At 37.7% G+C, this 13,187-nt stretch carries 13 protein-coding genes; 11 read left to right on the plus strand and 2 right to left on the minus strand.

Annotation, left to right across the window (positions count from 1 at the left end; genetic code table 11):
• The first annotated feature begins 3 nt into the window (after positions 1-3).
• Positions 4-459 carry an ACT domain-containing protein gene (locus ACKVQX_RS04870; protein ID WP_068452300.1) on the plus strand — a complete coding sequence of 152 codons (456 nt, stop codon included), beginning with the start codon at positions 4-6 and terminating at the stop codon, positions 457-459.
• 15 nt (positions 460-474) lie between these two features.
• Complete coding sequence (gene pheA / locus ACKVQX_RS04875; RefSeq protein ID WP_068452303.1) at positions 475-1,344, plus strand: prephenate dehydratase; 870 nt, start codon at positions 475-477, stop codon at positions 1,342-1,344.
• Between the two features lie 37 nt (positions 1,345-1,381).
• Here pheA and ACKVQX_RS04880 read toward each other — a convergent pair whose 3' ends face one another.
• Positions 1,382-1,915 carry a transcription repressor NadR gene (locus ACKVQX_RS04880; RefSeq protein ID WP_068452306.1) on the minus strand — a complete coding sequence of 178 codons (534 nt, stop codon included), beginning with the start codon at positions 1,913-1,915 and terminating at the stop codon, positions 1,382-1,384.
• Positions 1,916-2,107: 192 nt separating this feature from the next.
• Here ACKVQX_RS04880 and ruvA point away from each other — a divergent pair, with 192 nt between their 5' ends.
• The 9 genes from ruvA to ACKVQX_RS04925 all read left to right on the plus strand — a co-directional run bounded on the left by ruvA (position 2,108) and on the right by ACKVQX_RS04925 (position 11,297).
• Positions 2,108-2,728, plus strand: a complete 621-nt coding sequence (ruvA, locus tag ACKVQX_RS04885; RefSeq protein ID WP_285215235.1) for a Holliday junction branch migration protein RuvA — start codon at positions 2,108-2,110, stop codon at positions 2,726-2,728.
• A gap of 13 nt (positions 2,729-2,741) precedes the next feature.
• On the plus strand, positions 2,742-3,746 hold the full coding sequence (gene ruvB / locus ACKVQX_RS04890; protein WP_325943292.1) for a Holliday junction branch migration DNA helicase RuvB: 1,005 nt from the start codon (positions 2,742-2,744) through the stop codon (positions 3,744-3,746).
• A 19-nt stretch (positions 3,747-3,765) separates the two neighbouring features.
• Positions 3,766-4,812, plus strand: coding sequence for a tRNA preQ1(34) S-adenosylmethionine ribosyltransferase-isomerase QueA (gene queA, locus ACKVQX_RS04895; RefSeq protein WP_068452317.1), 1,047 nt, complete (start codon positions 3,766-3,768; stop codon positions 4,810-4,812).
• Positions 4,813-4,815: 3 nt separating this feature from the next.
• Positions 4,816-5,961, plus strand: coding sequence for a tRNA guanosine(34) transglycosylase Tgt (gene tgt / locus ACKVQX_RS04900; protein WP_068452320.1), 1,146 nt, complete (start codon positions 4,816-4,818; stop codon positions 5,959-5,961).
• 45 nt (positions 5,962-6,006) lie between these two features.
• Entirely contained in the window at positions 6,007-6,285 is a 279-nt protein-coding gene (gene yajC / locus ACKVQX_RS04905; protein WP_068452329.1) for a preprotein translocase subunit YajC, read from the plus strand.
• 286 nt (positions 6,286-6,571) lie between these two features.
• Positions 6,572-6,730 (plus strand): hypothetical protein, encoded by a 159-nt coding sequence (locus ACKVQX_RS04910; protein ID WP_156422332.1) that lies wholly within the window; start codon positions 6,572-6,574, stop codon positions 6,728-6,730.
• 16 nt (positions 6,731-6,746) lie between these two features.
• Entirely contained in the window at positions 6,747-7,043 is a 297-nt protein-coding gene (locus ACKVQX_RS04915; protein ID WP_068452331.1) for a post-transcriptional regulator, read from the plus strand.
• A gap of 169 nt (positions 7,044-7,212) precedes the next feature.
• Positions 7,213-9,498 carry a protein translocase subunit SecDF gene (gene secDF, locus ACKVQX_RS04920; protein ID WP_409136057.1) on the plus strand — a complete coding sequence of 762 codons (2,286 nt, stop codon included), beginning with the start codon at positions 7,213-7,215 and terminating at the stop codon, positions 9,496-9,498.
• A gap of 113 nt (positions 9,499-9,611) precedes the next feature.
• Entirely contained in the window at positions 9,612-11,297 is a 1,686-nt protein-coding gene (locus ACKVQX_RS04925; RefSeq protein WP_409136058.1) for a S8 family peptidase, read from the plus strand.
• Positions 11,298-11,384: 87 nt separating this feature from the next.
• On the opposite strand, the gene ACKVQX_RS04930 is transcribed toward ACKVQX_RS04925, so the two are convergent.
• Positions 11,385-13,187 (minus strand): pilus assembly PilX N-terminal domain-containing protein, encoded by a 1,803-nt coding sequence (locus ACKVQX_RS04930; protein WP_409136059.1) that lies wholly within the window; start codon positions 13,185-13,187, stop codon positions 11,385-11,387.

Genomic DNA, 13,187 nt, shown 5'->3' on the forward strand with positions numbered 1-13,187 from the left:
AAGATGAAAAATGTAGCGGATCAAAGATATTATTTAGTTCGTGAAGATGTTTTAACAGATGCGATGCACAAAACGTTGCAAGCTAAACATTTGCTACAATCAGGAAGCGTCTCATCTATCTGGGATGCTGTGAAACAGGTTGATTTATCTAGGAGTGCTTTTTATAAGTATCGAGATGCTGTTTTCCCCTTTCACTCAATTGTTCAAGAACGCATTTTAACAGTGTTCTTGCAATTAGAGGATCGTAAAGGTACATTAGCTAGACTTCTTTCTACAGTTACCGATACACATTGTAATGTATTGACTATTCATCAAACAATTCCGATTCAAGGTAGAGCCAATGTAACATTGTCCTTAGACGTGACTGCAATGGATGTTGATTTAGACGACTTATTACAAAGTCTGAAAAAACTTGATTTTGTTGAATCAGCAGAAGTGATTAGTTCAGGCGCGTTATAAGAGGGGGCTTTTGTGTTGGAATCAAAAGAGTGGGAGAATCGGGTGGCTTATCTAGGCCCAGAGGGTACATTTACGGAGTTGGCGACAAAAGAATTGTTTCCAAACGATTGGACAATCCCTTTTAAGACAATTCCAGAATGTATTGAAGCAGTTGACTCAGGACAAGTTGATCGTGCAGTGGTACCCGTAGAGAATGCTTTAGAGGGTACAGTACCACTGACGATTGATTATTTATTCCATGAGGCAGATTTGTATATTGCGGCAGAGGTCTTGTCGCCGATTGAGCAGCATTTAATGGTACATAAAGATCATGCAGCGCATTATGGTGAGATGGAGCGCGTATATTCGCACCCACACGCCCTTGCGCAGTGTCATAAATTTTTGCATTACCATTATCGTTCTGTACCACTAAGTCAAACGACTTCAACAGCAGCAGCGGCACAATATGTGTCAGAACATCCAGAGAATAATATCGCAGCAATTGCGAATATTGCAGCGGCGAAACAGTATGATTTGGCAATTGTAGAACAAAATATTCATGATTTCCATTTTAATCATACACGTTTCTTTGTATTATCGAAGCGTAATGACCGTATTGAACGTGAAGCGGATCAGGGACCAATTAAAACAACGTTGATGATTAAGTTACCAAATGATCGTTCGGGTGCATTGCATCAAGTATTATCTGTGTTTGCATGGCGTCAAATCAATTTAAGTAAGATTGAATCTCGTCCATTAAAAACAGGACTTGGTGATTATTTCTTCATCGTTGACTTACTAGAAGACGAGCATGCACCTTTAATGATGGGTGCGATGGAAGAATTGAGAGCGCTTGGCTGTTCGGTTAAGTCATTAGGTAGTTATTATACGTATCAACAAAAATAAAAACGAGGTAGTGTGGAAACACTCGCCTCGTTTTTTATTATGCTTCAGGTAATAGATAACCCTTTAGATGTAATTGTTCAATCGCTGCATCTAATTTTTTCTCATCATCAGCTGAAATCACGTGTAGATGAGCACCCTCTGTTAAATTCATTAGAAGGCTTGCTTCAGTTGCGGTCACTTTTTGAATAAATTGTTGCACATCATAACGACTTGATACCATAATCGATGCCGTAATTTCACCATATACGGGATGTTCTACCGTTACATTTTTAACCGTTACCCCTGCATCAACAAGTGTATTCAGTTCATCTTCTGCTTGTTCCGGTGTATGGAAGCTCGCAATCTCGCGTTCAAACACACGATGATTTGGATGTTCAGATAAATAGACGTAACCTTGACTTGTCGCCATGATTGGTTCGTCCTTTGCTTTTAAGAGCGCCATGTCATTCACAATCACTTGACGCGATACATTTGTTCGTTTCGCAAGTGCTGTCCCTGTGACAGGGCGTTGTTCATTTTTCAGAATCGTAATAATGGCTTCACGACGTTCTTCACCTAATAATTTTTTCATATGATTAACACCTCGATTGAATGCTTTTACGCTGTTAATCATATCATATATTTTTAAAAATGAATCACCTTATAATCGTTCGAAAGCATTCGTGAATTGTGGTATGATAGCTACTATGGGAATGTGTGTTTGTTTTTAGCGCACGACGGATTATGCTATAATGCAAAAGGCTATGAAAAGGAGAATTCGTGTATGTATGATTATATAAAAGGGCCTGTTACGCGTGTAACACCCGAATACATTGTTGTAGAGGTGACAGGTGTAGGCTGGCAATTGAATACACCAAACCCGTATGCTTTTCATGTATCAAATGAGGAAATTCAAGTATTTACACATCTAAGTGTAAGAGAAGATGCACAGCAACTATTTGCCTTCACGTCACTTGAACAGCGTGAGCTATTTCGTAAGTTGATTCAAGTGTCAGGGATTGGACCAAAAGGTGCACTTGCGATTCTTGCAAGTGGACATCCATCGCAAGTAATTACAGCGATTGAACAAGAAGATGAAGCTTTCTTAATTAAGTTCCCAGGTGTCGGTAAGAAGACAGCACGTCAAATGATTCTCGACTTAAAAGGGAAGTTAGATGCATTACTTGAACATGTAGAATTACCGAGCGCAGAAGATGAATTACCGTTATTTGGCGTGAATCCGAATAAACATGAACTTGAAGAAGCGATGCTTGCTTTAACAGCACTTGGTTACTCAGAGCGTGAACTTGCAAAAGTGAAGCCACAACTAGATGAAAATGAGCAATTACATACGACAGAAGCTTACATGAAGGAAGCGCTCAAAATATTATTAAAACAAAAATAGGAGGTGCAGATTGATGGAGGAACGGATTGTATCAGGTGAGTCTACAGAATTAGATGAACAATTAGAACTTTCATTAAGACCTCAAACACTTGATAGTTATATTGGACAACAAAAAGTAAAAGAGAATTTACGCATCTTTATTGAAGCGGCAAAAATGCGTGAAGAGTCGCTCGATCACGCACTATTATTTGGACCTCCTGGACTTGGGAAAACGACGCTTGCGGCAGTTATTGCACATGAGATGGGTGTTAATATTCGGATGACGAGTGGACCGGCAATTGAACGACCAGGAGATTTAGCTGCGATTCTCAGTTCATTAGAACCGGGAGACGTGTTATTCATTGATGAGATTCACCGTCTACCGCGTGCGATTGAAGAAGTGCTATATCCAGCGATGGAAGATTTTTGCCTCGATATCGTAGTTGGTAAAGGTCCGACAGCACGCTCTATTCGCCTTGATTTACCACCATTTACATTAGTTGGTGCAACAACACGTTCAGGCGCATTATCTGCACCACTTCGCGACCGTTTTGGTGTATTATTAAGGTTGGACTATTATGATGAACCCTCACTTGCCGAAATTGTAAAAAGAAGTGCGGACTTATTTGGTGTTGCAATTCATGACCAAGCAGCGAATGAATTAGCAAGACGCTCGAGAGGAACACCGCGTATTGCAAACCGTTTATTAAAGCGTGTACGTGATTATGCACAGGTTTTAGGAGATGGTGAGATTACGGTATCACTCTGTCAGACTGCTTTAGAGCTTCTACAAGTCGACCCACTCGGTTTAGATCATATTGACCGCAAATTAATCGAGGGAATGATTGAACGCTTTAGAGGAGGTCCTGTAGGCTTAGATACGATCTCTGCAAGTATTGGTGAAGAATCGATGACAATTGAAGAAATGTACGAACCTTATTTAATGCAAATCGGGTTCATTCAACGAACACCAAGAGGTCGTATGGTTACAGCACTTGCTTATACACATTTCGGATACGCGTATCCAGCAGAAACTTAATGAAAAGAAGGAAGTAACGATGAAACTAGAAGATTTTGATTACGTATTACCAGAAGAATTAATTGCGCAAGTACCACTTGAAAATCGTGCTGCAAGTCGATTGATGGTATTAGATAAAGAAACAGGTGAAGTAGAACATCATCACTTCCCGCATATTGTGGAAGAATTAGAAGCAGGAGACTGCCTAATTTTAAATGATACACGCGTACTACCTGCTCGTTTAATCGGTGAAAAGAAAGAAACAGGGGCACATATCGAAGTGCTACTCATTAAGCAAACAGCTGATGACGAATGGGAAACATTAGTGAAGCCCGCTAAGCGTATTAAAGTGGGAACCGTTGTCACATTTGGTGATGGTCTATTAACAGCTGAATGCACAGGTGAATTAGAGCATGGAGGTCGACTTTTCAAGTTTAATTATGAAGGGATCTTCATTGAGATTTTAGAAAAGTTAGGTACAATGCCTCTACCACCTTATATTCATGAGAAGTTAGATAACCAAGAGCGCTATCAAACGGTTTATTCAAAAGAACTAGGTTCAGCAGCAGCACCGACAGCCGGTCTGCATTTTACAGATGAAATTTTAGATGCCATTCGTGCAAAAGGTGTACAAGTTGCTTTTGTAACTTTACATGTAGGGATTGGTACATTCCGTCCTGTAAGTGTTGAAACGATTGAAGAACATGATATGCATGCGGAGTTTTATAACTTACCAGCTGAAACAGCTCAAATCATCAATGATACAAAAGCGAACGGTGGACGTGTCATCGCAGTAGGTACAACATCTACACGTACACTTGAAACAGTCGCGCAAAATAATAATGGTCAAATTATCGCAGAGTCAGGTTGGTCAAAAATCTTTATCTACCCTGGTTTTGAATATAAAGCAATCGACGGAATGGTTACAAACTTCCATTTACCAAAATCATCTTTAGTGATGATGATTAGTGCATTAGCAGGTCGTGAAAACGTACTGAATGCTTATAAAATCGCTGTTGAAAATAAATACCGATTCTTCAGCTTTGGTGATGCGATGTTCATTCGTCCACAAAAGAAAGGAAATTAATTTATGTCAGAACAACCAATTCGCTACGAACTGATTAAAACATGTAAACAAACGGGAGCACGTCTAGGGATTGTGCATACCCCACATGGTTCATTTGAAACACCAGCTTTCATGCCAGTAGGTACACAAGCAACAGTAAAAACGATGGCACCAGAAGAAATTAAAGAAATGGGCGCAGGAATTATTTTAAGTAACACTTATCATTTGTGGCTACGCCCAGGACATGAGATTATTAAGGAAGCAGGCGGACTTCACAAGTTTATGAACTGGGACCGTGCGATTTTAACGGACTCAGGTGGTTTCCAAGTATTCTCATTAAGCGATATGCGCAAAATCACAGAAGAAGGGGTACATTTCCGCAACCACTTAAATGGTAGCAAAATGTTCCTTAGTCCAGAAAAAGCAATGGAGATTCAAAATGCACTTGGTTCAGATATTATGATGGCTTTTGATGAATGTCCTCCATTCCCAGCAACATACGAATACATGAAAGCTTCTGTTGAACGTACTTCTCGTTGGGCAGAACGTTGTTTAGAAGCACATGAACGTCCACAAGATCAAGGACTATTCGGTATTGTACAAGGTGGAGAATTCGAAGAGCTACGTAAACAATCTGCAAGAGATTTAGTCTCTATGGACTTCCCAGGGTATGCAATTGGTGGTTTATCAGTTGGCGAACCAAAACCAATTATGAACCGCATGTTAGAATATACTACGCCATTACTACCTTCGCATAAGCCACGTTATTTAATGGGTGTTGGCTCACCAGACTCATTAATCGATGGTGCGATTCGTGGTATTGATATGTTTGACTGTGTATTACCAACACGTATTGCACGTAACGGTACGTGCATGACAAGCCAAGGTCGTGTTGTCGTGAAAAATGCAAAATATGCAAAAGACTTTACACCGCTTGATCCAGAGTGCGATTGCTACACATGTAAAAACTATACGAAGGCATATATTCGTCACTTAATTAAGGCAGATGAAACATTCGGTATCCGTTTAACTTCGACACATAACTTGCACTTCTTGCAAAACTTAATGCGTCAAGTACGTCAAGCAATTCGTGAAGACCGTTTAGGAGACTTCCGCGAAGAATTCTTTGAACAATACGGGTTTAATAAACCGAATGCAAAAAATTTCTGATTCTTGTATAATAATGAATGAGAAAGAGAAAGGGGGAATAGAAGAATGGATTTTGGAGCTTTAGGTAACTTCTTACCATTGATCATTATCATTGCGTTAATGTACTTCATGTTAATCCGTCCAGCGTCAAAGCAGCGTAAAAAGACAGCAGAAATGCAAGCAGCTTTATCACGTGGGAACAAGATTATTACAATCGGGGGACTACATGCAACGATTGATGCAATTGACGATAAAACAGCAGTAGTTGTATTAGAAGACGGTACAAAAATGCGTTTTGAGCGTGCAGCAATTGGTCGTGTTGTAGAAGACGACGCAGCTGAATAATCAGTGTATAAAAGACAGGCTGGGACATAAGTGTAAAAACACTATTCCATATGAGCATAAGAAAAACTGGAATCGCGCTGTGGCGCGGTTCCAGTTTTTCGTTGCAAACGTTAAAACGGGAAGTGAAATATTTTGTCCCAGACTGTTTTTTGTTTGAATAAATTGGAATTAAAGGTGTAATATAATAAAGATGGTATAAAGGTCATAATAGATAGGTCATGAATCGCTTTTATCTGAAAAATGTGAAATAATAGAATCAACTCACGTTTGAAGGAGCGAATGTTTTATGCCTACAAAAGATGAAAGACCACGAAAGATGGCGGATAGCCAAACCTATGCAAAAGTTTCAAAGTCTGAAAAACGTTTACGCTTTTTAGGCTATGTGATTATGACCATATTAATCGTGGCAATGCTTATTTGGACAGTCCGTGTATTTCTAATGTAGAGGAGGCGCATTTTACATGATGCCATTCGAATCATTGTTTCAGAAGTTGCAAACGGTTTTAAATATGAAGTGTGAAGATTTACAGGCTCAAGGTGTGGAGCAACCGAATCCATCTGTTATATGGCACTATTTTGTTCATCAACAATGGTGTGATGTGGAATCAGAGGAAGAAATGCATATTCACCAGATGGTCAGTGATTTACTAGCTTTAACAAAACAGCAATATTGTACATATATTGAGCAAACATCATATAAAATGACACCATTTGCTGAATTAGAAGAAGAAGAAATTGCCGCATTGCTCGAAAGTTAGAAAAAATTTACTGAGAAGGTTTGACAGCAGGAAAGCACTGTTTCATAATAGACCTGTTACGAATAACGGTGACAAATTGACGTTATTCCATTATAGTAATAATATATTGGTATTATATTACTGCATTTAAGAACAAGCGATGTGTTAAATGTTCAGGGAGGATTTATACATGAAATTGAGAAGTCGAATTGTTGCTTTCTTCATTGTTGTCATTGCATTATTTGCAACAATGGGAGCGACAACAGAAGGCATCGTAAAGAACATTAATCTAGGTCTTGATTTACAAGGTGGATTTGAAGTTCTTTATCAAGTAGAACCTTTAAAAGGTGCTAAGCCCATTACAGAAAAAGATTTACAAGCCACTGTAACGGCCATTCAAGAACGTGTCAACGTGCTTGGAGTGAGTGAGCCAAGTATTCAAATTGAGAGTGGTAATCGCATTCGTGTGCAGTTAGCTGGTGTTAAAGATCAAGATGCCGCACGAGAGCTATTAGCAACACAAGCGAACCTAACATTCCGCGACGTTAATAATAAGCTATTATTAGATGGTCGCGATTTAAAACAAGGTGGAGCAAGTGATGGCTTCGATTCTCAAACGAATCAACCAATCGTATCATTAAAATTAAAAGATGCGAAAAAATTCAGCGAAATCACAACAGACCTTTCACAACGTGGACCTGGTCAAAACTTAATGGTCATCTGGTTAGATTACCAAAAAGGTGATACGTATGAAAAAGAAGCCAAAAAAGAAGCTGCTGGTCAAAAGCCTAAATTTATCTCAGCTGCGTCTGTACAAAATCCTCTGAACACAACAGATGTTCAAATTTCAGGTAACTTTACTGTACAAGAAACAAAGGATTTAGCAGGTATTTTAAATGCAGGTTCATTACCTGTTCAATTAAAAGAAGTGTACTCAACATCAGTAGGGGCGCAATTTGGCCAAGATGCTTTAAAATCAACAGTACTGGCTAGTATCATTGGTGTTTTAGCTATCTTCTTCTTTATGTTAGTTGTTTACCGTTTACCAGGTGCTGTCGCAATCGTGACATTAAGTGTCTTCACATTCATCACATTATGGATTTTAGACATGATTAATGCTGTATTAACATTACCAGGTATCGCCGCTTTAGTATTAGGGGTAGGTATGGCAGTCGATGCGAATATCCTCATGTACGAGCGTCTAAAAGAAGAAATTCGTGTTGGTAAGTCTGTAAAACAAGCGTTCAAAGCAGGTTCGAAAAACTCATTCTCTGCAATCTTTGATGCGAACATTACAACATTATTAGCAGCAGGCGTATTATTCATCTTCGGTGTAAGTACAGTAAAAGGTTTCGCAACAACATTAATCATTACAATCTTAGTCAGCTTCTTAACAGCTGTTTGGGGTACACGTGTATTACTTGGCTTACTTGTAAACAGTGGTTACTTAGATAATAAGAAAACATGGTTTGGTGTGAAAAAATCAAGTATTCATGGCATTGAAGAAGGCTTTGATACACTCGATTTAAAAACGAAATTCGACCGATTCGACTTCGTTCACACACGTAAGCGTTTCTTCACGATTTCAGCTGTTCTTATTTTAGCTGGTTTAGTCGTTCTAGGAATCTTTAAACTAAACTTAGGGATCGACTTCTCAAGTGGTGCGCGTGTTCAATTACAATCTGAACATAAGTTGACAACACAAGAAGTAGAGAAATTCTTAGATAAAACAGGCTTCCCATCTAAAAATATTGTCATTAGTGGTGACAAATCAGAATATGCAGCTGTTCGTTATGATAAAGACTTCTCAAAAGAAGATGTCCAAAAAATGAACGCAGCCGCAGACAAAGCATTTGGTTATAAAGCTTCTGTAAGTTCTGTATCGCCAGACGTAAGTAAAGAGATTGCACGTAATGCGATGTATGCACTTGCGATTGCAGCAGTCGGAATCATTATCTATGTAGCAATTCGCTTCGAATGGCGCATGGGTATTGGTGCGATTGCCTCACTAATTCATGATGTATTCTTCATGGTAGCGATCTTCAGTCTGTTCCGATTAGAAGTCGATATGACCTTTATCGCAGCAGTTCTAACGATTGTTGGTTACTCAATTAATGATACGATTGTTACGTTTGACCGTATTCGAGAGAACTTACATCGTGCAAAAGTTATTAAAACACCAGATGATTTAGCTAATATTGTCAATAAATCATTACGTCAAACATTAGGTCGTTCGGTTAATACTGTAATGACAGTCATCATTGTTGTTGTATCATTATTAATCTTTGGTGCACCATCAATTGAAAACTTCTCCATCGCGTTACTAATTGGTTTAGTAACAGGTATGTATTCATCTATTTACATCGCAGCACAGATTTGGTATGTATTAAAAGTACGCCAAATGAAAAAGCTTGGTGGTAAAGTGAATGTAGAGAAGAAAAAACGTCAATGGGGTTCAGATGAACCACAAGTATAATGTTTAGACTAAAGCACTAGCTTATGAAAATAAGCTAGTGCTTTTTGTGTAGAAAAATATATTCAATTTATACATCTGATGATATAATTTGGATAGAGAAAGGGGAGATTCATGTGAAATATACAAAAATTCTAGTCGGCAGTCTCTTTCTAGCATGGCTTGGCTTTCAACCGATTTCAGCTCATGCCGAAAAAGAAGTAGAACACGTATCTGTTTTTTATAAGTCAGAGGCAGGGAAGGAACTTGTTTTAGATCAAGTGGAAGACGCAAAAAAATTAGATGCAATTGATGCAGTAGTTGGAACATTTTCAAAAGAAGAAATTAAAAAATTAGAAGCTTCTAAACAAATCGAGGTTGTACATACAGGTACACGAAAATTACGTACACAAGATGTTGGACTTCCCGTACCATTCGCAAATTTCACAACGAATTGGAACCAACAATTAATCACTGTTCAAAATGCATGGAAAAAAGGATTGGATGGTCAAGGCGTTAAAGTAGGAATTATCGACTCAGGTATAGCCAATCATATAGCCCTTCCAAAAGTGCAGCGCAAAACGATTATTTCTGACTCAAGTCAAGTTACGTATGCATCGAGTGCTACATCACATGGTACATTTGTTGCAGGTATTATCGCAGCACAACCAGGAAAAGCGGGCAATGTAATTGGTGTGGCACCTGGTGTTGAATTATATAGTTATAATATTGACGGCAAAGACGGAGCCGATTTAATCGACTTCATGACAGCAATCAACTATGCGATCCAACAAAAAGTCAATATTTTAAATATTTCGATGGGAATCTCTCAAGCGGATTTATTATTACCGAATGAAAAAGTAAGCGACAATCCATTATATATCGCAGTGAAAAAAGCATTGGATGCAGGTGTAATGGTCGTTGCAGCTTCAGGGAATGACGGACGTAATCAAATTGATTATCCAGCTGCGATCCCAGGTGTTGTAGCAGTTGGTTCAGTTGAAAAGACGAAAAAGTTGTCTTACTTCTCCAATACGGGGAGTGTATTAGACCTTGTAGCACCGGGAACGGATATTACATCACTTGCATACAGTGGCGGTACATCTACCGGCTCAGGCACATCGTTTTCAACGCCACATGTGACAGGTTTACTCGCATTATTAAAACAAGCGTATCCAAAAGAATCTGCGAAACAACTAGAAAATCGCCTCTATGCAAATGCAATAGATTTAGGCGTAAAAGGACCTGACTCAATATATGGTTACGGACTCGCACAATTTTCGTCTAAAATTTTAACAGCGAGTGTACAACCAGTTGAATCAGCAGCCGCTAAATATGTTCGTGTGAATCAATCCAAAATTAAAACAATCGTTCAAAATATGAATAATAAAAAAACAGTTCATTATGTAACGGAATTTATTCCACTCTATACCGTTACAAATCAATTAACGAAAGCACAAAAAACAAGTGTTGAAGTATACCGTAAAAAAGTCGGCGCAACGATTGTTTCAAGTACTCAAAAATCAAGTCGAATCAAAGCAACGAATTATACAACATTGAAAACTAAAAAAACATCGACATGGATATGGGCAACACCAGTGAAAAAGTCGACAGTTCGTACATCGGCATATGCAGTATATAAAGACGGTGCGAAAGTATCAGGCTTCACCTTCTCGACGAGTGCCTCAGGTAAATATACAACAGTGAAAGCGACGAAAACACTCGCAAAAGGCACGTATTACATGACACTTGATCCGAAAAATGTACGCACAACGAAAAACAAAACAGTGAAACCCGTCATTGTGAAATATGTAGTGAAATAAAAAATCGACTTCGGCATGAGATGCTGAAGTCGGTTTTTTTGATATGAAAAAAGAAGAAACCTCGCTAGGAGATTTCTTCTCAATTATTTAAGGATTATTAACCTCGACTGAACCACTATCAGAGTTTGGTGTTAAAGAGGAGTCGATTTGACCATTTGCCCCCCCACCTGTACCAGAATTATCATTATCTATATTTGGTTTTTGATAAATTACTTTAGTACCACCAGACATAGTTATATTGTTCCCTATAAGAGCCCCCGTAATTTCACCCCCACCACTTACATTAATATTAAATTTTGGAGCATAAAAATAAAGGGGAGTTTTTGTAGAACTTCCTCCACTGATTCTAACATCTTTTTTAGCGATATCATTATCTCCTCGTAATATAATATTCCCAGAGAGCTTTATCCCTCCATTTATATCAATAGGCGCATATAAAAAATCTAAATTAACAGCATTTTCAAAACCACCATTTATTGTAGGTTTATTATTTCCAGTATAGTAAATATTAGTTTCTTTACTATTTATTGTAGTAGTATTATTTAATTTTAGAGAGTCATATGCAAAAATATTTACTTTTTCTGTCATATTCATTGTGGAACTAGAGCCGAATGTAACTTTATTAGAATATATATTTAAATTTTTAGCATTAGATATATGACCACTACCTGATTGAGAAAATTCATCTGCGGAATAAATATTAATGTTATTCGCTGATTTTAAAATTGCAGAACCGGAAAGAGAAAAGTTACCTTTTGTGTAAATATTTATTGAATTGCCAAAGAAATTTATATTACCGCTACCCTTGGAAAATGAATTTGAAAAAATAGAAATATTTCCTTCACCCTCAATATTAATATCTCTATAATCAAAATCTGCTTTTTCAATGTAAAAATTCACATTATTTTTACCAATATTCAAAGAATTTTTATAAAAATCTTGGGTACTAACTTTGTAATTTCCAGAAGGAATAGGATTTTTATTAGGGATACCTTGTTGAATATTATTAGGTAAATTTAGGTTTGTAATGTCATTTAATGAAATAAATTTATTTATTGGAAAGTCAGGGATTTTAGGCATTTTAGAATCATTGAAAGTGACATCCTTATTTTTTATTGCAGTTGAAATTCCTTGATAAGAAGAGTCCCCACAAATATTGTTCTCTTTCCACCAGCTACAAGGTCTGTAAGTAGTGCCGGATGTTGAACCAGTATAAGAAACGCTTCCTGAATTACTTGTAAATGGATATTTAATATCTGACGGCTGAGGACCAGAAAAACCTAAATTGCCTATAATGCTACCATTTGATAAGTCTAAATTATTTATAGCATGAATGGCATATTTAGAAAAACTAAATTCTTCTTCGGCTGGTTTTTCAGTAATTGTTAACTTATAACTATCCACCGACTGAACTGTTCGTTTCTTTTCGTTTGTGGAATCGTTTGATTTGATAATTCCTGTTGATGTAATCGTGAATTTAAGTTCAGTTTCTGAAACGGTCATTACTGTTTTCACATTTGCTTTCGCGTTCTTTCGTTTGAATAGATCTGTACCGTACTCAACTGGTTTTAATAGATCTGAGAGTCGTCCTTCCACAAATGTTCTTAATTTGCTGACAAACTGCTCTTTCGTTAATTTTTGGCCTTTTACTTCCGAAGAATTAACAAAATCATCATAAATCACTTTCGCATCCTTCAATTCCTCTTTCTTCTGATTCAGTCCTGCTTCCGCAATGTAATATGCTGTTTGGTCTTTACTTTCTTCTTCCGATAATTTCTTCGATGAGCTCGTCGTTGTTAAAATACCGAGTCCGAGTACAGTGACAACGGTAATAACGAGTAGGGCAATGACAAGGGCATAGCCATCATTCGATTTTACATATTTTCGCAT

Origin of the sequence: Kurthia sp. ISK08 (assembly GCF_046159805.1) — a bacterium.
Taxonomy (GTDB): Bacteria; Bacillota; Bacilli; order Bacillales_A; family Planococcaceae; genus Kurthia; species Kurthia gibsonii.